The sequence below is a fragment of the Cryobacterium adonitolivorans genome (assembly GCF_004402695.1).
Taxonomy (GTDB): Bacteria; Actinomycetota; Actinomycetes; order Actinomycetales; family Microbacteriaceae; genus Cryobacterium; species Cryobacterium adonitolivorans.
On sequence record NZ_SOFL01000033.1, the window covers coordinates 118,272 to 140,405 of the forward strand.

Annotated in this window: 22 protein-coding genes; 10 read left to right on the top strand and 12 right to left on the bottom strand. The window is 69.9% G+C overall.

Annotated features, from left to right (window positions below):
- Window positions 1-56: 56 nt before the first annotated feature.
- Entirely contained in the window at window positions 57-566 is a 510-nt protein-coding gene (locus tag E3O42_RS09895; RefSeq protein WP_241984749.1) for a GNAT family N-acetyltransferase, read from the bottom strand.
- Between the two features lie 43 nt (window positions 567-609).
- Entirely contained in the window at window positions 610-1,344 is a 735-nt protein-coding gene (locus E3O42_RS09900) for an HAD family hydrolase (protein WP_134453775.1), read from the bottom strand.
- A 322-nt stretch (window positions 1,345-1,666) separates the two neighbouring features.
- On the opposite strand from E3O42_RS09900, the gene E3O42_RS09905 reads away from it, so the two are divergent.
- Both E3O42_RS09905 and E3O42_RS09910 read left to right on the top strand, forming a co-directional pair.
- Window positions 1,667-2,686: an LLM class flavin-dependent oxidoreductase gene (locus tag E3O42_RS09905; protein ID WP_134453776.1), complete on the top strand. Its 1,020-nt coding sequence runs from the start codon at window positions 1,667-1,669 to the stop codon at window positions 2,684-2,686.
- A gap of 240 nt (window positions 2,687-2,926) precedes the next feature.
- Complete coding sequence (locus E3O42_RS09910) at window positions 2,927-4,798, top strand: GGDEF domain-containing protein (protein ID WP_134453777.1); 1,872 nt, start codon at window positions 2,927-2,929, stop codon at window positions 4,796-4,798.
- Window positions 4,799-4,826: 28 nt separating this feature from the next.
- Here E3O42_RS09910 and E3O42_RS09915 read toward each other — a convergent pair whose 3' ends face one another.
- The 3 genes from E3O42_RS09915 to E3O42_RS09925 are packed head-to-tail and all read right to left on the bottom strand — an operon-like array spanning window position 4,827 to window position 7,051.
- Window positions 4,827-5,804, bottom strand: coding sequence for an NAD(P)H-quinone oxidoreductase (locus E3O42_RS09915; protein WP_134453778.1), 978 nt, complete (start codon window positions 5,802-5,804; stop codon window positions 4,827-4,829).
- A gap of 37 nt (window positions 5,805-5,841) precedes the next feature.
- The gene (locus tag E3O42_RS09920) at window positions 5,842-6,843 is read right to left on the bottom strand and encodes a DUF2332 domain-containing protein (RefSeq protein ID WP_241984750.1); all 1,002 of its coding nucleotides are present in this window, start codon (window positions 6,841-6,843) and stop codon (window positions 5,842-5,844) included.
- Window positions 6,836-7,051 (bottom strand): hypothetical protein, encoded by a 216-nt coding sequence (locus tag E3O42_RS09925; protein ID WP_134453779.1) that lies wholly within the window; start codon window positions 7,049-7,051, stop codon window positions 6,836-6,838. Before E3O42_RS09925 ends, E3O42_RS09920 begins: the two co-directional genes overlap by 8 nt.
- 267 nt (window positions 7,052-7,318) lie before the next feature.
- Between E3O42_RS09925 and E3O42_RS09930 the strand changes: the two genes are divergently transcribed.
- Window positions 7,319-8,179: an aggregation-promoting factor C-terminal-like domain-containing protein gene (locus tag E3O42_RS09930; RefSeq protein ID WP_241984751.1), complete on the top strand. Its 861-nt coding sequence runs from the start codon at window positions 7,319-7,321 to the stop codon at window positions 8,177-8,179.
- 96 nt (window positions 8,180-8,275) lie between these two features.
- Here the strand turns inward: E3O42_RS09930 and E3O42_RS09935 are convergent, their stop codons facing one another.
- The 3 genes from E3O42_RS09935 to E3O42_RS09945 form a co-directional block, all read right to left on the bottom strand.
- Window positions 8,276-8,608, bottom strand: coding sequence for a DUF4190 domain-containing protein (locus tag E3O42_RS09935; protein WP_134453780.1), 333 nt, complete (start codon window positions 8,606-8,608; stop codon window positions 8,276-8,278).
- Window positions 8,609-8,621: 13 nt separating this feature from the next.
- Window positions 8,622-9,347: an META domain-containing protein gene (locus E3O42_RS09940; RefSeq protein ID WP_134453781.1), complete on the bottom strand. Its 726-nt coding sequence runs from the start codon at window positions 9,345-9,347 to the stop codon at window positions 8,622-8,624.
- Between the two features lie 85 nt (window positions 9,348-9,432).
- The gene (locus E3O42_RS09945; RefSeq protein ID WP_166787952.1) at window positions 9,433-10,386 is read right to left on the bottom strand and encodes a helix-turn-helix transcriptional regulator; all 954 of its coding nucleotides are present in this window, start codon (window positions 10,384-10,386) and stop codon (window positions 9,433-9,435) included.
- Between the two features lie 266 nt (window positions 10,387-10,652).
- Here E3O42_RS09945 and E3O42_RS09950 point away from each other — a divergent pair, with 266 nt between their 5' ends.
- The 6 genes from E3O42_RS09950 (at window position 10,653) to E3O42_RS09975 (ending at window position 18,429) form a co-directional block, all read left to right on the top strand.
- The gene (locus E3O42_RS09950; protein WP_134453783.1) at window positions 10,653-12,428 is read left to right on the top strand and encodes an MFS transporter; all 1,776 of its coding nucleotides are present in this window, start codon (window positions 10,653-10,655) and stop codon (window positions 12,426-12,428) included.
- An 8-nt stretch (window positions 12,429-12,436) separates the two neighbouring features.
- Entirely contained in the window at window positions 12,437-14,026 is a 1,590-nt protein-coding gene (locus tag E3O42_RS09955) for an SLC13 family permease (protein WP_134453784.1), read from the top strand.
- A 38-nt stretch (window positions 14,027-14,064) separates the two neighbouring features.
- Window positions 14,065-15,609, top strand: a complete 1,545-nt coding sequence (locus E3O42_RS09960) for a leucyl aminopeptidase (RefSeq protein ID WP_134453785.1) — start codon at window positions 14,065-14,067, stop codon at window positions 15,607-15,609.
- 83 nt (window positions 15,610-15,692) lie between these two features.
- On the top strand, window positions 15,693-17,147 hold the full coding sequence (gene cls, locus E3O42_RS09965) for a cardiolipin synthase (protein ID WP_134453786.1): 1,455 nt from the start codon (window positions 15,693-15,695) through the stop codon (window positions 17,145-17,147).
- Between the two features lie 22 nt (window positions 17,148-17,169).
- Entirely contained in the window at window positions 17,170-17,856 is a 687-nt protein-coding gene (locus E3O42_RS09970; protein ID WP_134453787.1) for a GAP family protein, read from the top strand.
- A 57-nt stretch (window positions 17,857-17,913) separates the two neighbouring features.
- On the top strand, window positions 17,914-18,429 hold the full coding sequence (locus tag E3O42_RS09975; RefSeq protein WP_134453788.1) for a cupin domain-containing protein: 516 nt from the start codon (window positions 17,914-17,916) through the stop codon (window positions 18,427-18,429).
- Here the strand turns inward: E3O42_RS09975 and E3O42_RS09980 are convergent.
- Entirely contained in the window at window positions 18,379-19,083 is a 705-nt protein-coding gene (locus E3O42_RS09980; protein WP_134453789.1) for a DedA family protein, read from the bottom strand. The two genes, E3O42_RS09975 and E3O42_RS09980, sit on opposite strands and share 51 nt — an antisense overlap.
- Window positions 19,084-19,347: 264 nt before the next feature.
- On the opposite strand from E3O42_RS09980, the gene E3O42_RS09985 reads away from it, so the two are divergent.
- Entirely contained in the window at window positions 19,348-20,211 is an 864-nt protein-coding gene (locus tag E3O42_RS09985) for a DUF4433 domain-containing protein (protein ID WP_134453790.1), read from the top strand.
- A gap of 109 nt (window positions 20,212-20,320) precedes the next feature.
- Here E3O42_RS09985 and E3O42_RS09990 read toward each other — a convergent pair whose 3' ends face one another.
- The 3 genes from E3O42_RS09990 to E3O42_RS10000 form a co-directional block, all read right to left on the bottom strand.
- Window positions 20,321-20,914, bottom strand: coding sequence for an MOSC domain-containing protein (locus E3O42_RS09990; RefSeq protein WP_134453791.1), 594 nt, complete (start codon window positions 20,912-20,914; stop codon window positions 20,321-20,323).
- Between the two features lie 35 nt (window positions 20,915-20,949).
- On the bottom strand, window positions 20,950-21,774 hold the full coding sequence (locus tag E3O42_RS09995) for a DUF4097 family beta strand repeat-containing protein (RefSeq protein WP_166787953.1): 825 nt from the start codon (window positions 21,772-21,774) through the stop codon (window positions 20,950-20,952).
- 115 nt (window positions 21,775-21,889) lie between these two features.
- The gene (locus E3O42_RS10000) at window positions 21,890-22,099 is read right to left on the bottom strand and encodes a hypothetical protein (protein WP_134453793.1); all 210 of its coding nucleotides are present in this window, start codon (window positions 22,097-22,099) and stop codon (window positions 21,890-21,892) included.
- Between the last annotated feature and the right edge of the window lie 35 nt (window positions 22,100-22,134).

Consider the following 22,134-nt stretch of genomic DNA (forward strand, 5'->3'; position numbering starts at 1 on the left):
TTCTCCGGCGGAGGAGGCGGTGGTGGTGGCGGTGGCGGTGGTGGTGGTGCTGGCCGCTAGAGCGGCTTGACCATCTCGATCTCCATGGCGCTGGAGTCCAGGACGTACTCCACCCGGTGCCCGGTCTCGGTGAAGCCCCGGCGCAGGTAGGCGGCGCGGGCGCGGGAATTGTCCTCGTGCACGTGCAGCGTCAGGCGGTCGCCCTCGCTGCGGGCCCACTCCTGGATCGCGAAGAGCAGCGCGTCGAAGATCCCTGCCGCGTGGCCGCGGTGGTCGGGCGACACGTACACGCCCACCAACAGTGCGCCGGTGGTCGCATCCGGAACGTAACCGCCCATGGTGCCCACCCAGCGTCCCGCAGCGTCGATCGCGACGAGGGCGATGCCGTGTTCGGCGGTGCCGCGGGCGGCGCGCATCCGCCATTCGCTGTCGGTGTGGCCGAGGGCGTCCTGCAGGGTCTCGCCGAACGCGATCGGGGTGTCCTCCAGCATCTCCAGGCGCAGCGCCCGAACCTCACGCCAGTCGTCCACCTGGGTGGCGCGGATGCTGAACCCCTCTGTCATCATTCGCCGAGCTTACCCAGTCGCGCGCACGACGCCGAGGCAGGAGCTATGCCGCCCCGCGGGTGCTGACGGGGCGGGTGCTCGGGTAGCGGAACGAGAGCAGGTCGGGCAGGTCGAGCACCGAGCTGACCCGGCGGCTCTCCGGCACACCGTCGCGCGGAGCCGCCGCAACGAGAACGGCTTCCATGCCGTGTGCTCGGGGGCCGTCGAAGTCGGCGTCCCAGGTGTCGCCGACGAAGATGACCCGCGCCGGATCCGCATCCGCCCGGTCGAGGGCCGCCCGGTAGATCGCCGAGTGGGGCTTGCGAAACCCCACCTCGAGCGACGTCACGATATTGGCGATGAGGTCGGTGGCGCCCATGGCCGCCAGTTGGCGGGGCACGACGGATGCGCTGTGCGTGTTCGACACGATGGTGAGTGTGAAGGTCTGGCCCAGTTCCCTCAGCGTCAGGGCCATGCCGGGGATCAGCACCACCCCGCGCTCCCAGTCCGCCATGTTGCTCTCGGCGCCGGCGGCGATCTCGGTGGCGTCGGGTTCGCGGCCGAGCAGCCGCACGATGGCGCGCCGCGACAGCTCCTCCATGGTGAACTCGCGGTGGTCGACGTCGGACTCGGCGTTGAGCTGGTGGAAGGCGTCCAGCCAGGCGTCGGCGGTGTCCTGCTCGGTGCCGGCCGCACCGAAGGACCGCATGCTCGCGTGAGTGTCGGCGTAGCCCTGCCCGGCCCGGGAGTCCGCATAGTTGACCAGGGTGCCGAAGAAGTCTAGGAACAGATGCCGCATGACCACAGCTTGGCAGGGTGTGGGGCATCGTCCGGTTAACGACCCGGTGCGGCCTCCGCAATCGGCGGGGGTCAGGCGCGGTGGTGAGTCCGCAGATCCGCGGGCAGGCGCCGTTGCGATGCGGGGGAGCGTGCCGTTGTGCGGGTCAGGCGCCGCTATGCGGGTGGCGCGCCAGGCGCATAACGGCGCCTACCCCGCACATCCCCTCCCCACCTCCGCAGCCCCCCCTTGGCCCTCCGCCCTTCGGCTCGCCGCCCGTCCGCGGCATTGAACCGCGGATGAGGTCGGGAATACGCCACCGCATGGCTACGCTGCACGAACTATGAAAAAGATCGGGTTCCTCTCCTTCGGCCACTACCAGGCGGTGCCGGGCTCGCTCGTGCGCACCGCGGCGGATGCCCTGCTGCAGACCGTGGAACTCGCGGTGGCGGCCGAGGAGCTCGGTGTGGACGGCGCATCCGTGCGGGTGCATCACTTCGCCCCGCAACTCGCCTCGCCGTTTCCGCTGCTGGCCGCGATGGCCGCCCGCACCAGCCGGATCGAGCTGGGCACCGGCGTGATCGACATGCGCTACGAGAACCCGCTGTACATGGCCGAGGAGGCCGCGATCACCGACCTGATCAGCAACGGGCGGCTGCAGCTTGGCCTCAGCCGGGGCTCGCCCGAGACCGCGTTGAGCGGCGCCGAGGCGTTCGGCCACCTGCCGGCGCCGGGCCGGAGCGACGCGGATGACGCCCGCGAGCGCACCGCACAGTTCCGTCGTGCCATCAGCGGGGTCGGCGTCGTCGCCGCGAACCCGCAGATCACCGGGCACAGCAACCTCCTCGCCATCCAGCCGCAGTCGCCGGGCCTGGCAGAGCGCATCTGGTGGGGCTCCGGCAGCCGCGCCACCGCGAAGTGGACCGGCGAGCAGGGCATGAACCTGATGAGCTCCACCCTGCTCACCGAAGACACCGGCGCCGACTTCGGCGACCTGCAGGCCGAGCAGATCGCGATCTTCCGCCGGGCGTGGGCGGACGCCGGGCACCACGGTAGCCCGCGGGTGTCGGTGAGTCGCAGCATCATGCCGCTGGTCACCGATCAGGACCGTCGCTACTTCGGCTTGCGCGCGCAAGCCGACAACCGCGACCAGGTCGGCCACCTCGACGGCGGCCTGGCCAGGTTCGGCAAGAGCTACATCGGCGAACCCGACCTTCTCATCAAACAGTTGGCGCAGGACGCCGCGGTGGCCGCTGCCGACACGGTGCTGCTCACCGTGCCCAACCAGCTCGGCGTGGACTACAACGCCCGGCTGCTCGACTCCGTGCTCCGCTTCGTGGCCCCCGGCCTCGGCTGGCGCTGACCATCGTCAGGGGTGCTCGTCCAGGCCTGACCAGTTGGAATCACCCGTGAACGGGGGATCAGGAGAGTGCGTGAGCGCCCTGTCGGCCGGTGCGACGCTGCTAGGTTCAAGGGACGAGCAGTTTGGGGACTGAGCCGTGAACGTACCAGGCGTACCATCACAGCACTTCCTGCTGAGGGGAGCGGGCAGTGCGCTCAGCCTGTCTGCCATCGGTCCTCGCTCCCTTGCCGGTGACGCGCCATGACAGACTTCGATGACCTGGTGGCCCCCCTCCCGGCCGGCGCCACGGTGCCGTCACAGCCGCCGACAGCCGACGCCCTGCCGGCCGCCGTCGATTCGGTGGCCGATGGCATCGCCGACCTGAGTCAGGCCGACGGCGGGCGCGACCTCACCCTGCCCGGCGGTTTCGTGGAGCTCGCCGACCTGCCGAGCCCCGCCATAGACGGTGACCTGCACAAAAGTGCACACGCGCCCGGCCTCGCAGCCTCGCTCGCCCGTCAGGCCACGATCGAGAAGCTGCTCGACGAGAGCGCCCAGGCCAACCGGGACGGCCAGCACCACACCGGAGCCGCGCAGGCCGAACAGGTGCTCACCGACCCCTTCATCACGCCCGGCCAGGAGGCCCGCGCCCGACAGCTGCTCTCCGGCCACCGGCTGCGGTTGGGCGAGTTCGAGGCTTCAGTGCGGCACGGCCTGCTCGCCCTTGAGTACCTCGCCGCCAGCGGCGACCAGCTCGGCCAGTCGATGGTGCACTGCACCCTCGCCCTGGCGTTCCACGAGACCGCGCTGGAAGAACCCGCGCTCGGCCACGTGCTCGGCGCCCTTGAAGCCGCGCGTGCCTGCGGCAGCCGCACCGCGGAGTTCTGGGCGCTGTCGCGCTCGTCGATGGTGCATCAGGCTCTCGGCGACGCCGACCGCAGCATCGTTCTGGGCCGGCAGGCCCTGGCCCTGGCCGACACCCTCGGCGACCCCCAGGCCGAGTTCGCGGCGCGGAACAACCTGGGCGACAGCTACCTGGAAATCGCCCGGGCCCAGCGGGCCAAGGGCGAGGACGCGCAGGTGGCGCTGCGCGACGGGATCGACATCATTCGCGCCGCCGTGGTGCGGTCGGTCAAACAGCGCCACGCGTTCGACGAGACCATCGCGCGCACCAACCTCGTCGGGTTCCTCATCGAGCGCGGCGAATACGCCGAAGCGCGCCGGCAGGCAGGCCGGTCCAAGACCATCGCCATCACCAACGGCTACCGCAACCTGGCGGTGAACAACGACGCCCAACTGGCCGAGGTGGCCCGGGCCGAGGGCCGAATTGATCTGGCCTGCACCATGATGAACGCCCAGCTCGCCGACCCGTCGGTGGCCGAGGACGCGGCCCTGAACGTGACACTGCACAGGTCGCTCTACGAGATGCACCGGGCCGCCGGCCGGTTCGAACAGGCCCTGGAGCACCACGAACAGCTGCACGTTCTGATCCTCGTACTCACCAGGCAGACCGCCGGGCTGCAGTCGCGGATGCTGATCAACTCGCTGGAAATCGAGCAGGCCCGCCACGAGGCGCAGCGCTCCCAGCTGGAAGCCGAAATGCAGCGCGTCCGCGCCGAGGAACTCGACCAGCAGGCACACACCGACCCGCTCACCCGGCTGCCCAACCGCCGGGCCCTCGACCGGCAGCTGCCCGAGATGATGCGCACCGCCAGGGAACGGTCGGAACCACTGTGCGCGGTGATGATCGACATGGACCACTTCAAGAAGGTCAACGACGAGCACGGCCACGCGACCGGCGACCGGGTGCTCACGACCATGGCCGCGATCCTCGGCGACGCCACCCGCGACAGCGACCTCGCGGTGCGGGTCGGCGGCGAAGAGTTCCTGCTGGTGCTCGGCAACACCACCACCGACCAGGCCGTGCAGATCTGCGAGCGCCTGCTCGGCAAGGTGCGCAATCATCCGTGGGGCGTGGTCACCGCGGGGCTCCGATGCACAGCCAGTGTCGGTGTCGCCCTGCTCAAGCAGGGGGAGAGCGTCTCCCGCTGGCTCGGCCGTGCCGATGCCGCCCTGTACGAGGCCAAGGCCTCCGGCCGCGACCGAGTCGAGCTGGCCGCGTCGCGGGCCTAAGAGCGCAGAGCGCGGCCGCGGCGCGGGCTCAGGGCACCAGCACGATCTTGCCCACGTGGGCGGATGCCTCCAACCGGCGATGCGCATCCGCCGCGTCGGCGAACGAGAACCTGCTGTCGACCACCGGGCGCAATGCGCCGGATTCGAGCCACGGCCACACCCGGGTGAGCAGCTCGGCCATGATGGCCGCCTTCTCCACGGCGGGCCGGGCGCGCAACGTGGTGCCCCAGTAGCGGCCGCGTTTCTGCATGAGGTGGAACGGGTTGAAGACGGCATCCTTACCACTCTGGTTCGCGATCACCATGATGGTGCCGCCCAGGGCGAGCGCGGCCACATTGCGGGCGGCGTAGGAGCCGCCCATGATGTCCAGGATCACGTCGGCGCCGTGCCCGCCGGTCGCGGCGAGCACCTCCGCCACGAAGTCCTGCTCGCGGTAGTTGATCAGCACCTCCGCGCCGAGCTGTCCGCACACGGCCAGCTTCTCGGCGGAGCCGGCCGTCACCATGACCCGGGCGTCGGCCAGCCGGGCCAGTTGGATTGCGGTGGTGCCGATGCCGCTGGCGCCGCCGTGCACGAGCAGGGTCTGGCCGGCGCGCAGGCCCGCGCTCATGAAGACGTTCGACCACACCGTGGCCAGCGCTTCCGGCAGGGCGGCGGCGTCGGCCAGATCAACGTGCAGGGGAACGGGCAGGGCGAGGTCCTGGTGCACCACTGCCTCGGTGGCGTAACCGCCGCCGGCCAGCAGAGCGCAGACCCTGTCGCCGACGGCAAAGCGGGTGACGGCGATCCCGGTCTCGGTGACGATGCCGGAAACCTCCAGGCCGGGCCATTGCGGCGCTCCCGCGGGAGACGGGTAGAGGCCCTGGCGTTGCTGCACATCGGCCCGGTTCACGCCGGCCGCGGCAACCTCGATTCGGATGTCGCCGGCGCCGACGACCAGGTCGGGCACGGTATCGAGGGTGAGGGCGTCCGGGCCGCCTGGGGTGTGAACCACGAGTGCACGCATAGCGCCATCTTAGAAGCGTGCCCGGCGAGCCGGAGGCCTAGCCGACGATCCAGTCGAGCGTCTGTCCGTGCGGGCCGCACCGGGCGACCGGTCGGCCGTCGAGCGAGACGATGAAGTCGCCCGGCACGGGTGTCTCCGGCAGCAGCGCGTCGACCCGGGGCAGCACGCCGACGCCGTCGAGCGAGATCCAGCGGCCGAAGCCGGTCACCGCATCCGCGAAGGCCGCCCGCTGTTCGGGAGCCAGGTACACCAGGACCGCGGGGCTGACGATGACCAGCGGCACCCCCTGCGGCGCGCGTGCGACCAGCGCCTCGAGATCCACGACGGCGTCGCCGGCTACAAGCAGCGGCGGATCCCGACGAGCGATCGACATCGCCGCGTCCAGGCGACGGCGGCGCTCGGCCTGCTCGGGCCAGACGAGCGTCTGAAGCCACCTCACGTCCTCAGGGTTGTGCACATCCAGCGGGTTCAGATCGAGGCCGGCACGCCAGACGACTTCGGGCGGATGCTTCGGCAGCGGCACCGAACCGGTGGTCTCGGCAGAGAGCAGCACCGGGCTGGGTCCGTCGGCCGGATCCACCCGTCGACCGGAGTAGTCGTAGCTGTACCGGTCCGGATAGAGACAGAGTCCCGCGCTGGCGCCGACCTCGATCAGGGCCACCCGCGGGCCGATCGACGCGAGGATCGGCATGACCGCGGTGAGGCGGCGCGGCTCGTTGGTCTGGGTGGCCCGCACCCGCGCCTCGGCGGCGACCGCCGGCCAGTGTTCGACGAGCCACCGGCGGAAGATCCGATAGCCAGCCAGCGGTGCTCCGAGCAGGCGCGCACAGGCGAAAACGAGATTCGGCTGGCGCTTGGGCCGCGGCAGCCCGATGATCAGGGCCAGGACCTCGGCATCGCTCTGGACCCCGCCGGCCCAGTCGGCGTACAGCTCGGACTGGCCTGGTGTCTCGAACAGCCGGAAGCGCCGGTACCAGTCGGCAGTCTTCTCCAGGTCCAGGGCGCGCTGCTCGGCGGCCATAGCGGAGGAATCAGACACCGGTGCGGATGCGCTCCAGGAGCAGGGCGAACAGCAAGGTGGAGCGCTGCTCGTCGTTGATGATGTCGATGAGCTCGAGCACGGCTGCCCGGTCGGGTTCGGGGGAGTTGGCGACGTCCACGTCGTTGATGCTCTCGATGGCCGCGATAAGGCGGTCGGCGCTGGTGGGACCTGAGTCGGTCTGCGGGATCTGGTCTGAAATGGGCATCTTTTTACGGTACCCCCAGAAGACGGTTGCCGCTCTCCATGACCCAGGGGTCGAATGGCCTGCTGGCCGGGCGTTATGACGGTCAAATCGGTGCAATCCGGGCCGTTGTGCGAGTCCGTTCACATGGATTTGGCAGGAAAAAGTGAGGTTCCGTTCAGGTAGCTTGGGCAGACTAGGCGGCTTGCCTGCGCCGCTTCCGCGCGCGTGGGCCCAACGATCAGTGAACGTGCCGCCACAGAGCGCACCCCTCACACGACCTGGAAGTCTATGCGCCCCGATAATTCCCTGAACTCCACGCCCGAAATCCCCAGCGCCTCCAGCTCCCTCAGCACTCGCGCCGAGCGCAAGACCCGCCGCTCCCGCAGCAAACGCTTCACCCTGCTCGCCGGTGGCCTCGTGCTCGCCGGGGTCGTGGCCGGCACCGGTTTCACCGTGCAGTCGGCCGTCGCCGACCAGCAGCAGCAGGCCCAGCAGGAGCGTGACGACCGAGCCGCCGCCAAGGCCGCGGCCATCAGCAAGACCCACTTCGCCGCATCCGTGGCCCTTGTGGACGCCGACACCGCGCTCGACGCCGCCGTGAACAAGGTGGATGCGTCCGCCCTGTCGGCCACGTCCAGCACGCTGGCCGGCTACATCTCGATGCCGCTCACCGAGGTGAGCGAGCTCACCTCGCAGGCCAAGGAGCAGACCGCGGCCGTGCAGGCCGCCGCCGTTGAAGCCGACCGGGTGGCCATGGAGGCCGCGGCCGCACAGGCCGCCGCCGACGCCCAGGCGGCCGCTGAGGCCCAGGCCGCGGCCGAGGCCGTCGCCGCCGGCAACACCCCGGCCGGTGCGAAGGCCACCGCCGCGAGCCTGGCCTCGTCGCGTTACGGCTGGGGCGCATCGCAGTTCTCCTGCCTGGCTCAGCTGTGGGAGAAAGAATCCAACTGGTCGTACACGGCCTATAACGGCGACGGCGGAGCCACGGGCATCCCGCAGGCGCTGCCCGGCAGCAAGATGGCCTCGGCCGGATCGGACTGGGCCACGAACGCCAGCACCCAGATCGCCTGGGGACTCGAGTACATCAACGGCTCCTACGGCACCCCGTGCGCAGCCTGGTCGCACTCGCAGGCGATGAACTGGTACTGACCAGCCCCACCCCGGGCGAGTTGCCCCGGTACGGTCGAGTTGCCCCGGCGCACCGGGGCACCTCGTTCGCAGAGGGGCAACTTGCCACAGCGCCGGTCAGGTCCAGTAGTTGTTCTGGTACAGGAAGATGACCACGCCCAACTCCAGCGCCAGCAACAGGTAGCCCACCCACAGGGCCGCGTAGGCGAACGTTCGCCCGCTGGCCTCTCCGCGCGCGATGCGGGACAGGGTGACATGCCCCAGCACCACCCCCACCACCGGCAGGATCAGCGCCAGCACGAAGCTGAGCACGGCCAGGGCGCCCGTCGCATCCGGGTTCGGGTCGACGGCGGCAGCGGCGGCGTTCTGGCGGATGCCGAAGCGCAACAGGAAGACCAGCGCGATCGCGCCGCCCACGATGAGCACGATGGTGATCGGATATGTGCCCATGGGATGTCTCTCCTCAGCGGGCCGTCAATTGGCCGAGAACGGTGCCGTCTGCGGACTGCAACGTCATCACGCCGGCCCGCACCCGGCCCTGGGTGGCCTGGTTCAACCACTGGTCCACGCCCTCGCAGGCCATCAGGGTCGTCACGCCGCCGGTGAGGAGAACCGCCTCGTCATCGGCCTGCTCCCACGAACCGATGAGCACGTTGCAGCCGTCATTTCCGGAGTAGCTGCCGTCGGCCTGGATTGACAGGAACGGCGCCGTCGGAGTGTTCGACTCCACCCAGTAGCCGATCGGAAGGCCCTCCGGGCCGACGGTGCTGTTGGTGGAGCGCACCAGGGTGGTCTCGGTCGAATCGAACGAACTGTGGATGACCAGGGTGTCGCCGTCGACCTCCACCCGGGTGCCGCGGCTGACCGCCAGCGGCAGCTGGGCACCGTCGCAGGCCATCATCGTCTGCGGCCCGGAGGTCGTGGTGAGGGCGCCATCGGCGCCGACCTCCCAGGTGCCCTGCACTCGGTTGCAGCCGTCAGAGGCGCTCCAGGTGTTGTCCTGCACGAAGGAGATGAACGGCTGCTCCGGGCTGTCGAAGGTCCGGTCGAGCACCCAGGTTCCCACGAGGGCGCCGGGCTGCACGGTACCCGAAGGGGAGGCCGAGTTCGGTGTTTGGATGGTGCAGCCGGCCAGGACCAGCAGGATGGCCGCGGCGGCCAGGATCCGGGCGGAGGGAGGGGGTGCCATGTCGTGTTACCTCTCGGCTGGAGCGTGCTGCTGTGCTGCTCACTATGGAGGCAGCGTGAGCTCGGCAGGGGAAGCTGACGCGGAATCACGCATCTCGAGGCGCGGAATTGCGCTCGCCGGTCGGAACCAGACGGTCGCTCCGAAACTCCGACGGAAGCATGGCATACCGGGCCTTGAACCCGGCCCGTAACTCGAAGGTGGAACTGTACCCGGCCCTGGCCGCCACATCCGCAATCGTCAGGCCCGTGGAATGCGGCATCGTCAGCAGCACCGCGGCCGATTCGGCCCGGGCGCGAGCGATCTCGTGGGCCACGGTGATGCCGCTGCCCTCGAAGGCCCGCTGCAGGTGCCGCAACGAGACGCCGAGATGCGCGGCCAGGGTCGCCGGGGTGAGGTCGGGGTCCCGGTGCTGCGCATCGATCTGGGTGCGCGCCCGCACCCGCAGGCCCGTGCGCAGATCCTCACTGTCCATCGCATACCCGTCACTCTCGAGCAGCAGGCCCACTACGAGGTCCTCGATGGTGCGTTCCACCATCAGGGTGCCCACGCCGCTTGGCGACCAGGCGGTGTCGACGATCGACAGCGCGAACAGCCGCAACGGCAGGCTGAGCGAGCCGGAGTCATCGATCGGCTGGTGGTCGCTGCGCACGCGCACCCCGCGTTCGGCGAGCCGGGACTGCGGCACCTGGATGGCCAGCCCTCGGGTCATCTCGGTGCTCTCCAGCGTCATGTCGTCCCAACCCGGCACCGTGTAACCGCTGATCGGTCGCAGGGTGCGCACCGGGCCGCCGCCGATCCGGATGCCCATCCGCCCGTTGAGCAGGAACGCCACGTGCAGCACACCGGGGGTCACCTCGGTGCTGCCGTCGAACCGGAACGGCGACTGCGTGGAGAGGGTCACCGAGGTCTGACCGATCACGCGTTTCTTCGCGGAGAAGTGGAACACCGTGGACTCCGGCACGAAGAACCGCCGGGCCAGGGCGGCCACCACCCGGTCGGGCAGCGGCACGGGACCGGCCTGGGCAATGATGTGCTGCATGGCTCCCGCGGCAATCGGTACCCACATGGTGAACCCCCGGTTGGTCTGGTCAGCGCCGCGAGCGGCGGCACTGGGCGTGGCGTGAATTCACGCAGCACGGTAGTGCGAGACGCCGGTGCCGGCAACGCCGGATGCCGAATTGGGGCAATTTTGCGCCAGCATCTGAGCAGACTCGCGCCAAATCTCGCGTCGGCCGAACTCCCGGTCTTAGGGTGACTTTCATTCAGACCGGGTGAGCGACCGGGTGAGCGAGGGGATCGACAGCCATGGCCGCATACACCCTGCCGGAGAACCGGACGGCACCACCCCCGACGGCCTCCTGGCTGCCGCTGATCGTGGTGGTGCTCACCCAGATCCAGGCCTCGTTCGCCGTGAACGCGCTCACTGTGTCGATGCAGGGCATCACCACCGACCTCGACACACCGGCCACGAGCGTCGGTACGGCGATCACCGCCGGCACCTTCGCGATGGCGGCGTTCATCCTGCTCGGCGCCAAGGTCGGCGCGAAGTTCGGCTCCCGCCGGGTGTTCCAGATCGCCGTGGTCATCCACGGCCTGGCGATGGCCGCCGTGGCACTGAGCGTGTCCCCGGCCATGCTCTTCGTGGCCCAGGCCGCCTCGGGCGCGGTGATCGCCCTCATCGCCCCGGCGCTGGTGGTGTTCATCGCGGCGAACTTCCACGGTAACCAGCAGGCCAAGGCGATCGGTTACCTAGCCGCCGCCATCCCGGCTGCCGGAGTGCTCGCCCTGCTCATCGCCGGAACCTTCGCATCGACCATCGGCTGGCGGTACTCCTTCGCCCTCATCGTTGTGCTCGCGGGGGTGAACCTGCTGCTCAGCTTCCGCCTCAAGGTGGTGCCGCCGCAGACGGAGGTCACCATCGACTGGGTGGGGGCGCTGCTCGCGGCTGGGTCGATCATCCTGCTCAGCTTCGGTTTCAGCGGGCTCAATACCTGGGGCGTGGTGCTGGCCACTGACGCGGCCCCGTTCAACATCCTCGGTGTCTCACCGGCACCCGTGCTGATCATCCTCGGGGCCATCATCGGCCAGGCCTTCTTCGTCTGGCTGCGCCGGCGAAGGGCCGCCCACCGGGCGCAGATCTTCGACCTCGAGGTACTAAAATCGGCGTCGGAGAAAGCGACGACCTTCGCGATGGCGGCGATGCTCTTCGTGGGCACCGCCGCGAACTTCCTGATCCCGCTGTACATCCAGATCGTGCAGGGCCGGTCGAGTTTCCAGACGTCGATCGCGATCATCCCGTACACCCTGTCGATCTTCATTGCCAGCACCCTCGTCGCCACCCTGTACCGCCGGTACCCGCCGCACACCATCGCCAGGGTCGGCTTCGTGGTGGTGGCGTTCGGCCTCACCCTGCTCGCGTTCACCATCCGCAACGAGTGGGAACAGTTCGTCGTCATCCTCGGCCTCATCATCCTGGGCCTGGGCCAGGGCGCGATCGTGGCCCTGGTCTTCAACACGCTGCTCTCGGCCGCGCCCAAACGGCTCGCCGGCGACGTGGGCGCCTGGCGGGGCCTGGTGCACAACATCTCCGGCAGCGTCGGCATCGCGGTGGCCAGCGTCTTCGCGGTGGGGCTGCTCAGCGCCCTGGTCAACACGAGCGTGGCGGAAAGCCCCACCCTGCCGCCGGAACTCACGGCGCAGGTGCCGCTCGACAGCGTGAACTTCGTCACCAACGAGAGGCTGGAGGAGGTGCTCAGCGAAACCACCGCGACGTCGGAGCAGGTCGAGGAGGCCGTGCAGATCAACGCGGATGCCCGGCTGCGGGCCCTGCAGATCTCCCTGCTCGGCCTGGCCGGCATCGCGCTGCTCGCCATCATCCCCGCCGGCCGGATGCCCGATTACCGGCCTGGCGACATCCCCCCGGTTCTCTCCAGCGGCGCGGAGCCCGACCCCGAAGAGGCCACCGGTACCGATTCGGACGGCGCCGCGTCGCATCCAGCCGCGTCGCATGCAGCCGAGCCGCACCCCGCAGAGCCGCATCCACCAGAGCACCCCGCACCGCGCCACGCCGCAGGGGAGTAGGCCGGCCCGTGGACCCGATCGCGGTGACCCTGGTGGTGCTCGCCGCCGCCGTGGTGCTCTTCGTCTGGAACCGGCTGCCGGTGGAGATCGTGGCGATCGGGGTGGCGCTGGCCTTGTTCGCCACGGGGGTGTTGACCTTCGAGCAGACCCTGGCCGGATTCGGCGACCCGGTGATCGTCTTCATCGCCGCGCTCTTCGTGGTGAGCGAGGCCCTCGACGCCACGGGCGTGACCACCTGGGCCGGCCAGCGGCTCGTGGCCGGTGCCGGCACCAGCCGGCGCCGGCTGCTGGTGCTGGTGATGCTGCTGGTGGCCGTGGTCACCGCGCTGATCAGCGTGAACGGCGCCGTCGCCGCCCTGCTGCCGATGGTCGTGGTGCTGGCCATGAGCATCCGCCAGCCGCCGTCCCGGATGCTCATGCCGCTCGCGTTCGGCGCTCACGCGGGCTCGCTGCTGGCGCTGACGGGGACCCCGGTGAACGTGCTCGTGTCCGAACTGGCGGTGGCCAGCGGCGAGCGCGCGTTCGGCTTCTTCGAGTTCGGCCTGGTGGGGCTGCCGCTGGTGACCGGCACGATCCTCATCACGGTGCTGCTCGGCGGCCGGCTGCTGCCCGCCCGCGCCGCCGCCTCGGCACCGCGCGACCTGAGCGCGCACGCACAGACCCTCGCGGACCAGTACCGGCTGGCCGCGGACGGCGCTCCGGGCGAGTTGCTCAACCGGGACGTCGGCCTCACCGAGGTGCTTGTGCCGCCACGTTCACCGTTCGTGGGCGAGCACGTGTTCACCGGCATGGTCACCGACAGCGGCCGGCTCGTAGTGGTGGCCATCCAGCGCAGCGGCGACGACCTCACCGAGACGGTGCTGGCGCCGGGTGACCTGCTGCTGCTGCGCGGCACCTGGGACGCGCTGGAGACCACCTCCAGCGACCCCAACGTGGTCGTGGTCGACGAGCCGGACAGCATCCGCCGCCAGGCCGTGCCGATGGGACCGCGGGCCAGGACTGCCCTGGTCGTGCTGGCCGGCATGGTGATCCTGCTGGCCACCGGCCTGGTGCCGCCTGCGGTTGCGGCGCTGCTCGCCGCGTGCGCGATGGTGCTGCTGCGGGTGCTCACGGTGCCGCAGGCACACCGGTCGATGGCCTGGACCACCCTGATCCTGGTGGGCGGCATGATCCCTCTCTCCACCGCGATCCAGGTCAGTGGCGCGGCCGACCTCCTGGCCACCGGACTCGTCGACGTGGTGGGTCGGATCGGCCCGGCGGGGGAGCCGAGCCCGGTGCTGCTCTTGTTCGGCATCGCCGTGGTCACCGTGATCCTCGGCCAGCTGATCAGCAACATGGCCACCGCCCTGATCGTTGCGCCCATCGCGATCGCCATCGCGGCCGAGACGGGTATCTCGGCGCTGCCGCTGCTGATGGGCGTCGCCGTCGCCGCGGCCGCGTCGTTCCTCACTCCGGTGGCCACCCCCGCCAACACGATGGTGCTCGGGCCCGGCGCCTACAAATTTGGCGACTACTGGAAGCTCGGCCTGCCCCTGGTGGTGCTCTTCCTCGCGGTCGCGACCCTGCTGGTACCCGTCTTCTGGCCCTTCAATCCCTGACCGTCCAACCCCGTCCGTTCAACCCCTAGGAGTCCCGCATGTCCCACGGATCGCACAAGCTCATTCCTGAGTCGTTCAGCGCGGCGCCCTCCCTCGACCCGGGCAACGCGGTGGGGATCCTGGTCGTCAGTGACGTGTCGGTGGGCCTGGACGCCGTCGGCTTCCTCGTCGGGCCCACCGGGGACCTGCCGGACGCGGTCACCGTGCCCCGCGAGGCGCTGGCCGGGCTCGGCTTCGACGCCGCGCCGGGCCAGTCGCTGCTGGTGCCGCAGCAGACCAGCCCACAGCTCTACCTGGTGGGCACCGGCCCCATTGACGAGATCACCGACGCGAGCCTGCGGGATGCGGCGGCCGCCTTCGCCCGGGCCGCGCATCGGCACCCGCGGGTCGGCCTGCACCCTGGCGTGGTTCCCCTGCCGCCCGAGCGGGTCGGGCAGCTGATCACCGAGGGCGTGCTGCTCGCGCGCTACCGGTATACCGCGGTGAAGCCATCCAGCAGCCACGTGCCCCTGATCTCGCTCGACATCGTGGTCGCGCCCGAGCAGGCCGGCGCGGTGGCCGACGGCGCCCACCGGGGCGAGATCGTGGCCCGCGCCACCAACCTGGCCCGCGACCTGGCGAACACCCCGCCGAGCCATCTCACCGCCACAGACTTCGCCGACCTCGCGGTGCGGCTCGGCGCCGACCGTGACCTGGAGACGACGATCTTCGACAAGGCCCAGATCATCGAGCTGGGTTGCGGCGGCCTGCTCGGAGTCAACGCGGGCAGCGTCGAGGAGCCGCGCATCATCAAGCTGGTCTACCGGCCGGACCCTGCCCTGACGGCGGCGGGCGCCCGGCTGGCCTTCGTGGGCAAGGGCATCATGTACGACTCCGGCGGCATCTCCCTCAAGCCCTCCGACCCCATGCACCTGGCGATGAAGATGGACATGGCCGGCGCCGCGGCGGTGCTCGGCGCCTTGACGGCCCTGAAGGACCTGGGCTGCCCCAATCAGGTCACCGCCTTCCTGATGTGCACGGACAACATGCCGTCGGGCTCGGCGATGAAACTCGGCGACGTGCTGCACATCCACGGCGGCACCACCGTCGAGGTCAAGAACACCGACGCCGAGGGTCGGCTAGTGATGTCGGATGCGCTGGTGCTGGCCGGCGAGGAAGGGCCGGACGCGATCGTGGACATCGCCACCCTCACCGGGGCGGCGCTGATGGCGCTGGGCCAGCACACCGCCGCCGTGTTCGGCACCAGCCAGCCGCTCGTCGACCAGGCCGTGGCCGCCGGGCGGGAGGCCGACGAGTCGCTCTGGCAGTTGCCGTTGGAGAAGCGTTACCGGCCGCAGCTGGACTCCGAGGTCGCGGACCTGTCGAACATGGGCGGCAAGTACGCCGGGGCCACGACCGCCGCGCTGTTCCTCGCGGAGTTCGTGGGTGACATCCCGTGGGCCCACCTCGACATCGCCGGGACCATGCAGGCCGACAAAGACGAGTCCTGGCGCAGCCAGGGGGCGACCGGGTTCGGTACCCGGCTGCTGCTCGAATTGGCTCTGCGGTTCACGCCGGTGGAACCCGGGGCCCCGACGACGTGATGCTGGTGTACGTTCACGTCGAGTCCAACCTGCTGACCTCGCGCACCGCGCAGCACCGCACCACACCGCACTAAGGAGGAACGATGGGGGAATTTCAGGTGGGTGCCTGGCTGCTCGTGGCGCTGCACGCCGTGCTGGTGCTGATCGCCACGGTGTACGTCTCGGCCAACCGGCGGCCGTCCGCGGCCATCGCCTGGGTGCTGGCGATCATCTTCATTCCCTACCTCGGCGTGCTGATCTTCCTGCTGGTGGGTGTTGGGCGGCTGCCGAAGGCCCGCCGCGAGAAGCAGCACGAGGTGAATCAGCTGATCCTGGCCCGCACCGAGGGCCTGGACCAGGTGAGCCACCGCGACGAGTGGCCGGCCTGGCTCGGCTCGGCCGTGCGGCTGAACCGCAACCTCGGGGCACTGCCCATGGTGGGCGGCAACCGGGTGGAGCTGCTGCCGGACTACGAGGACTCCATCAATCGGATGGTGGAGGCCGTCGACGAGGCGACCGAGTTCGTGCACGTGCAGTTCTACATCCTGGTGCTCGACACCGTCACCCAACCGTTCTTCGACGCCCTGGCCCGGGCGGTCCAGCGCGGCGTGCAGGTCAAGGTGCTCTCCGACTACCTCGCCTGCCTGATGCTGCCGCGCCGCAAGGAGACCATCGCGGCGTTTGCGGCGATGGGCGCCGAGTGGCATGCGCTGCTGCCGCTGCGATTCTGGAAGGGCCAGTGGCGCCGACCGGACATGCGCAACCACCGCAAACTCCTCGTCGTCGACGGGCGGCTGGGTTTCAGCGGCTCGCAGAACATGATCGACGCCACCTACCTCAAGCCCGGCAACCTCAAGCGCGGGCTGCGCTGGCACGAGCTCATGATGCGCATCGAGGGGCCGGCGGTGCGCGAGCTGAACGCCGTGTTCCTCGCCGACTGGTTCAGCGAAACCGATGAGATTCTGCCCTTCAACACGTCGCCCATCGTGCTCGACCCCGCCCCGGACCTGCTCGACGCCCAGGTGCTGCCGAGCGGGCCGAGCTTCGACAACGACAACAACCTCAAGCTCTACGCCATGCTCATCCAGAAGGCCGAGCGCCGGGTCAGTATCACCAGCCCCTACTTCGTGCCGGAGGAATCGACGATGCTGGCCCTCGTCACGGCAGCGTCGCGCGGGGTGGAGGTGGAGCTGTTCGCCTCCCACATCGGCGACCAGGCGCTGGTCTACCACGCGCAGCGGTCGTACTACGAGGAGCTGCTGCGGGCAGGAGTGTCGATCTACCTCTATGCGGAGCCCACGGTCCTGCACGCGAAGCACTTCACCATCGACGACGACGTGTCGGTGGTGGGGTCGAGCAATATGGACATCCGCTCGTTCAGCCTGAACATGGAGGTGTCGGTGCTGGTACACGGCGCCGAATTCGTGCAGCGGATGCGGGTGGTGCAGGACGGCTACCGGGCGAACAGCAGCAGGGTCGAGCTGGCCGACTGGCTCGATCGGCCGGCCAGCGCCAAGGTGTTCGACAACCTTGCCCGACTGACCTCGTCGCTGCAATAGCTGGAGGAGGGAAGGTGCGCGGGTGAACGAGTTGGGCCAGCTGTTGCCGCTGGCGTTGACCATAGCGCTCAGTCCGTTGCCGCTGGCGGGGTTGCTGCTGATCCTGCTCGCTCCCGACGGTTTCAAGGCGGCCGCGGGGTTCAGCATCGGCTGGTTCCTCGGGGTGCTGTTCTCGGCCACCCTGCTGGCGTTGCTGTCGTCGCTGTTGCCCCACGACAGGTCGGCCGGCTCCCGGACGCTGCAGGTGGCGGTGCCGCTGTTGCTCGGCATCGCCCTGATCGTGCTGGGACTGGTGCAGTGGCATGACCGGCCGCAGCGCGGCACGGAGGTGCCGCTGCCGCGCTGGCTGAGCGCGCTGGACCGGCTGACCCCGGTGCGGGCGACCATCATCGGTGTCGGCTACGCCGCGTTTCGGCCGAAGAACCTGGTGATGGCCGCGGCCGCCGGGGTGGTGATCCTTGGCGCCCACACCGACCCCAGGGGCATCGTGTTCTCGGTGGCCCTGTTCACCGCGCTGGCCTCCATCACCATGCTCGGCCCGGTGCTCGCGTACGCGTTCGGCGGCCCCGCGGTGCGGGAGAAGTTGGTGCGCCTGCGCGGGTGGCTGGTGCTCAACATGCCGGTGATCACGGTGGTCACGGTATTGCTGCTCGGCGTGTTCCTGGTGCTGGCCGGACTCGCCCAGCTGGCCGGCCAGCTGCTGCGCTGAGCCCGCCCGCTAATCTGGAAACCGCCGGATTCGGCGCCGATCAGCGGGGAGACACCGATGGCCACGAACGACCGCGACAGCCGCCTCGCCACCCGCCGCACGGCCACCGGCGAGTTCATCGAACGCCTGGAGCGCCCGGCGCTGGCGATCGAACTGGGCCTGGAACCGCATCCGGAGGGCGGCTGGTACCGGCGAACCTGGACGTCGCCGGTGCCGGTGACGCTCACGGATGCCGACGGCTCCGAACGGGTGCGACCGACGGCCACGCTCATCCACTTTCTGCTGCCGGCCGGGGAATTCTCCGCCTGGCACCGGCTGTCCTCCAGCGAAATCTGGATCTGGACCGGCCAGGGCAGCGTGCAACTGGATCTCGGCGGCGACGGCGACGAGCCCGACACCGAGACGAGCCCGGTCCTCGGCGGGCGGCTGCTGCGCGGCGAGCGCAGCCAGGTGATCATCCCGGCGAATGTCTGGCAGCGCACCGTGCCGGGCGAGGAGGACGCCCTGGTGAGTTGCCTGGTGTCACCCGGCTTCGACTTCGCCGACTTCTCGATGGAGTCGCTTTCGAGGTGATGTCGGCGCCGGCGCTGCCTTCCGTGTGACGATGCCGGCCCGCCGGTCGGCCCGCCGGCGCACGGCCCGCAAAACGATGGCGTCGATGAAAACGCCCAGCAGCAGGGCGGCGGCAACGGCCAGCAACGCACCCAGCAGCGGGTTGTTCCGCAGCCAGGCGCCGGCGAGCATGCCGACCAGCACCGAGTAGCCGGCCCAGCCGAGCCCGCCGAGAGCTGCCAGCGGGGCGAACCGGCGCAGAGGAAACCCCGTGGCCCCCGCGGTCATGTTCACGGCGACCCGGCCGACCGGGATGTACCTGGCCGTGAGCAGCAGCGACGCCGGCCGGCTCAGCAGGGCCGCGCGCGCCTTGTCGGCGATCCGCACCGCGCCGGGGCGGCGTTGCCAGCGAAACCGGGTCAGGCCGATCCGGCGACCGATCAGGTACGCGATGCTGTCACCGAGCACGGCGCCCATAGCGACCACCGCGACAAGCCAGCCGAGGTTCGGCGTTCCCGCGGAAACGGCCAGGGCGCCGAGTGCCACCACTACGGTCTCGCTCGGAAGCGGCGGGAAGAAGCCGTCGATGACCACAAAAGCGAACACCACGGGGTAGACCCAGGCCGACCCGGCGAGGGCGAGGACGAGGTCGTTGAGGGCGTCGAAAGCAGGCATGTCCACACGCTAAGGAGCGCCCGGATCCGCCCGCGTCGGCCGGAGGAACGATTCCCTGCGCCGCTGGGATGATCCGGGCGGCGCAGCCGTTCTACGGCCTCGTCAGGGGGTCAGCGGCCCGATTGGGTCCGGATCGTCACCGGATCACCCCCGGATGGCCCCCGTTGTGTCACCGAGACCGCCGAAATGACCGTAACTTAGATAGGTAGGCACACGTCCGTCGAACCCGATGTGGCTGAGCCTGCGCACACGAAAGGTTGAGTTGTGAACGAGGAATGCATCCACGGACTGGACGGGGAGCTGTGCGCCCTGTGTTTCCCACCCGCCGCCCCCGTCGCACCGACCGTACCCGCTGCCCGCGCCCCGCGTGCCAGCCGAGCACGCACCCCCGAGGCTCCGACGGCGCTGCGCACCATCGTCGCCCCGATCACCACGGGCACCGCCCGGACCAAGCGCCACGACGACAAGGTCGGTGAGCAGCGCATCTACCACCTCACCCACATCCGCAACCTGCCCGGCATTCTCGCCACCGGCCGGCTGCTGGCCGACACCAGTGCCGACTGGGCCGACCGTCCCGTCGTCGACATCTCGTCGCCCGAGAACCGCAACGCCCGCCGTGACGCCCGTGTCTCCGGCGCCGACAGCCTCGCCGTCGCCGATCACGTGCCGTTCTTCCTCTCGCCCAACGCCCTGGTCTGGGAGAACATCCGCGCGCAGTCCCTCGACCCGCGCCTGTCCGACGATGCCCACGGCGCGGCCGCGTACGACTTCGTGATCCTCGTCTCGACGGTCAAGAAGGTGCTCGACGCGCAGGCCGCCGCCGCCGCCGCGTCGGCCAGCCACTTCGCCGTGACAGATGGCGACGCCGCGTTCGCTGCCACCCGCTTCGGCTCCACGGCCGACTCGGCCGACCGGATGCTGCAGACGCTCCGCGCCGACCTCGACTCCGACGCAATCCTCAAGGCCGAGCTGCTCGTGCCCGGCGAGGTTCCGTTCGGCCTGATCACCCTGATCGGTGTGGCCAACGACCGGGTGCGGGATGCGGTCAAGCCGATCCTCGCCACCCTGAGCCACAAGCCCAAGGTCGCCGTGTACCCGCCGTGGTTCCACCCCACCGAAGAGCTCTGACCCCATCGGCGCGGCGTGACCCTCGAGTCGCCGCACAAGTCCCTGTAGCGGATGCTGAAGGGGCGCTTTCCAGCAATTCGGCAACTCGGCGTCGAGCCTGCACGTTGAGTCAGACGACGCCCAGGGGCAGCGGCTCACCGGCCGGCAGCTCCACGCGCAGTTCGGCGCCGGAGGCCACAGTGCCGTCGGCGACGACGATGCCCATGATGCCGGCCCTGCGCACGATCCGGCCCGCGTCATCCGTGTGCTTGAGCGTCTTCTTCAGGCCCGACCGGAACTTGTCGATCATCGAGCAGGGGTCGCGCATGCCTGTGACCTCGACCACGGCGTCGGAGCCGAGGTGCAGCCGGGTGCCCAGCGGCAGGCCCAGCAGGTCGATGCCCGCGGTGGTGATGTTCTCGCCGAGCTGGCCGGGGGAGACGTCGAAACCCTCGGCCGCGAGCTCGGCCAGCAGCTCGGAGCCCACCAGATGCACCTGCGTGAGGTTCGCCCTGGCGGGGTCGGTGCGGATCAGGTAGCGGTGCTGGGTGGTGGCCCCGGCGTGGGAGTCGCCCTCGATGCCGTGCCCGGCGATCAGGCGGATGCTGGACACCACCGGCTTGCTGAACCGGTGCGTGTCGTCCCGGCTCACCGCCACGACCGTGCCGGTCTGCTGCCGTCTCGTGCCGACGTCCTGCTGGGCCGTGCCCGACTGCTCGCTCATGCCGCCATCCTTCCAGATCCGGCCGGGCAATCTCACTACCGCACGGCCTCGATGGTGATGCTGCCGTTGGTGGTCCGTGCGGTGATGGAGCGGCGCGACGTGCTGTCGGAGGGGACGGTGTCATCGGTCACGGTGCCGTTGGTGGTCTGCGCGGTGATCCGGTAGGTGACGCCGCCCACGGGTACCCGCACGGTGATCTCCCCGTTCGTGCTGCCGGCGTCGATCGTCTCCGGGGCATCGATGAACTGCAGGGCGACCGATCCGTTGGTGGTGGAGGTTGACACCGTCTTGGAGACGGCATCCGTCACCCGGATATTGCCGTTGGTGCTCTGCAGGTCGACCGGTCCCACGGTCCCGTCGGTCTCGACGGCGCCGTTGGTCGTTGTGAGGGTGACCCGGCCGGTGAGCCCGGATGCCGCGATGCGGCCGTTCTCGCCCGCAGCGGTGACCGGCAGCGCCTTGGGCAGTTGCACGGTCACGGTCACGGAGCACCTGGAGAAGAGCTGGGCCCTGCAGCCGCCGCGCACCTCGGTGACGCCGCCATCGGTGCGGGCGGAGAGGGTGGGCTCGTTGCCGAAGTACGACCCTGTCATGCGCACGTGCACCTCGTCGTCGGCGCTTGGTTCAAGGATGATCGCGGCGTTGGGCAGTTTCACGCTCAGGCTGGTGCCCGGCGCGAGGTCGACGCTCTGATCCACCGGACCGCTCCGGCCCCACAGCGCGAACACGAACGCCGCGATGAGCAGGAGCAACCCCACGACCGGGATGAGGATGTACAGCAGGGTGCGCCACAGGGAGGTCGGATTCTTCCCGGTCGGCGGTGGCGGTGGCGACGACGGCAGTGCAGACGTGTCGGTCATGGCAGGCGCTCCCGGGTCGACGGCGCCGGGCGCGCCGAATCGGGTCGCGCGAGGCATCCGTGCTGGGGACGGTAGCAGGGTTGCGGGCGCCTCGATATGGCGCACCGGGACCGGGTCAGTGCTTGGTGATGTCCCTGCTGCGGTAGCGCAGCACGCGCGCGCGCACCGAGAGGATGCCGCCGAGCACGAGGGCACCGATCGCCACGGGAAGAAGCGTGGTGAACATGGCGTTGCCCGTGGCGGCGTTGAAGATCAAGAGGGCCACGGCGAAACCGCTGCAGGCGAACGCGGCGACGGTATAGGTGGTGAACGACCAGGATTTCATCAGGTAAGCATCCAATCTGCGGCAGCCGGCGTTCG

Coding starts and splice junctions, on each gene's coding strand:
- E3O42_RS09895 (WP_241984749.1), bottom strand. CDS start 566: ATGATGACAGAGGGGTTCAGCATCCGCGCCACCCAGGTGGACGACTGG.
- E3O42_RS09900 (WP_134453775.1), bottom strand. CDS start 1,344: ATGCGGCATCTGTTCCTAGACTTCTTCGGCACCCTGGTCAACTATGCG.
- E3O42_RS09905 (WP_134453776.1), top strand. CDS start 1,667: ATGAAAAAGATCGGGTTCCTCTCCTTCGGCCACTACCAGGCGGTGCCG.
- E3O42_RS09910 (WP_134453777.1), top strand. CDS start 2,927: ATGACAGACTTCGATGACCTGGTGGCCCCCCTCCCGGCCGGCGCCACG.
- E3O42_RS09915 (WP_134453778.1), bottom strand. CDS start 5,804: ATGCGTGCACTCGTGGTTCACACCCCAGGCGGCCCGGACGCCCTCACC.
- E3O42_RS09925 (WP_134453779.1), bottom strand. CDS start 7,051: ATGCCCATTTCAGACCAGATCCCGCAGACCGACTCAGGTCCCACCAGC.
- E3O42_RS09930 (WP_241984751.1), top strand. CDS start 7,319: ATGCGCCCCGATAATTCCCTGAACTCCACGCCCGAAATCCCCAGCGCC.
- E3O42_RS09935 (WP_134453780.1), bottom strand. CDS start 8,608: ATGGGCACATATCCGATCACCATCGTGCTCATCGTGGGCGGCGCGATC.
- E3O42_RS09940 (WP_134453781.1), bottom strand. CDS start 9,347: ATGGCACCCCCTCCCTCCGCCCGGATCCTGGCCGCCGCGGCCATCCTG.
- E3O42_RS09945 (WP_166787952.1), bottom strand. CDS start 10,386: ATGCAGCACATCATTGCCCAGGCCGGTCCCGTGCCGCTGCCCGACCGG.
- E3O42_RS09950 (WP_134453783.1), top strand. CDS start 10,653: ATGGCCGCATACACCCTGCCGGAGAACCGGACGGCACCACCCCCGACG.
- E3O42_RS09960 (WP_134453785.1), top strand. CDS start 14,065: ATGTCCCACGGATCGCACAAGCTCATTCCTGAGTCGTTCAGCGCGGCG.
- cls (WP_134453786.1), top strand. CDS start 15,693: ATGGGGGAATTTCAGGTGGGTGCCTGGCTGCTCGTGGCGCTGCACGCC.
- E3O42_RS09975 (WP_134453788.1), top strand. CDS start 17,914: ATGGCCACGAACGACCGCGACAGCCGCCTCGCCACCCGCCGCACGGCC.
- E3O42_RS09980 (WP_134453789.1), bottom strand. CDS start 19,083: ATGCCTGCTTTCGACGCCCTCAACGACCTCGTCCTCGCCCTCGCCGGG.
- E3O42_RS09990 (WP_134453791.1), bottom strand. CDS start 20,914: ATGAGCGAGCAGTCGGGCACGGCCCAGCAGGACGTCGGCACGAGACGG.
- E3O42_RS09995 (WP_166787953.1), bottom strand. CDS start 21,774: ATGACCGACACGTCTGCACTGCCGTCGTCGCCACCGCCACCGCCGACC.
- E3O42_RS10000 (WP_134453793.1), bottom strand. CDS start 22,099: ATGAAATCCTGGTCGTTCACCACCTATACCGTCGCCGCGTTCGCCTGC.